The sequence below is a fragment of the Kitasatospora sp. NPDC059571 genome (assembly GCF_042735675.1).
Lineage (GTDB): Bacteria > Actinomycetota > Actinomycetes > Streptomycetales > Streptomycetaceae > Kitasatospora.
Map to the genome: position 1 here is coordinate 1 of NZ_JBHWBW010000865.1, position 1,094 is coordinate 1,094.

Genomic DNA, 1,094 nt, shown 5'->3' on the forward strand with positions numbered 1-1,094 from the left:
GGCACGGATTGTGGGCGGCCCCGGTGCTCGCCGGCGGCTCTCCCGGCCGCGGCGAGTACCAGGGGGCCGACCCCACGCTCGCCTTCCCCGCGGAGGCGGCCGCCGGCGACGTCTACGGGTTGGACGTCCCGGTGAGCACCGGCGGTGCGCCGGCGGTGCTGGCGGGGTGGGTCGACTTCGACCGCAACGGGCGGTTCGACCCGACCGAGCGGGTCCAGGCCGAGATCCCGGCCGGGGCCGCCACCGCCCGCCTCGAATGGCCGGTGCCCGACCGCGGCGTCGTCCCGGGGGAGACCTGGGCCCGGCTGCGGATCGCCAGGGACGCCGCCCCGCTGGTCTCCTCCGGGGGCTTCGCCGACTCCGGAGAGGTCGTCGACCAGCGGATCCGGCTGGCCGCCGGCTCCGCCCGCCCGGAGATCACCGGACCGGTGACCGGCACCGTCACCGCGGACGCCCGCCCGGTGGTCAGCGGGGACGGCGGGGCGCCGGGCGCGACCGTCGCGGTCACCGCGGACGGCGCGGCGCTCTGCAGCGACCAGCCGGGCCGGGACGGCGCCTGGAGCTGCCGTCCCGAACGCCCGCTCGGCGACGGTCCGCACACCCTGACGGCGGTGGAGACCACCCGGGGCGGGGCAGAGGTGCGCGGGGAGCCGGTACGGCTGACCGTCAGGACCGCACCCCCGGCGGCGCCGGTGCTCTCGCTGCCGGAGTTCACCAACGACCCCGGCCTGCTGCTGACCGGTGTCGGCGAACCCGGCACCACCGTCTCGGTGGCGGAGCCGCCCGGTTCCGGCCGGGTGGCCGGCGAGCTGTGCAGCACCGCGGTTCCCGCGGACGGCTCATGGTCCTGCCTGCCGGTGGAGAACCTCGCCGAGGGCGCCCACCGGCTGACCGCCACCGCGGTGGACGCGGCCGGCAACCGCACCACCGGGCGACCGGTGCCGCTCACCGTCGACACGGTGGCGCCCCGGGGCGCCGCGCGACACAGCACCCCGAGCCCGCCCAGCGGGGGGGGGCCACCCCCCCCCACGCGGCGCGGGCGCCGCCGCCCCGCCCCCCGCCCCCCCCCCCCCCCCCCGCCCCCCCCCCCCCCC

At 80.3% G+C, this 1,094-nt stretch carries 1 protein-coding gene; it reads left to right on the top strand.

Translation table 11 applies throughout. The annotated features are described in order from the left end of the window. Positions 1 to 1,094 (top strand): Ig-like domain-containing protein (locus ACFV0G_RS39620; protein ID WP_380558862.1); only part of this gene is annotated, 1,094 nt, incomplete at both ends.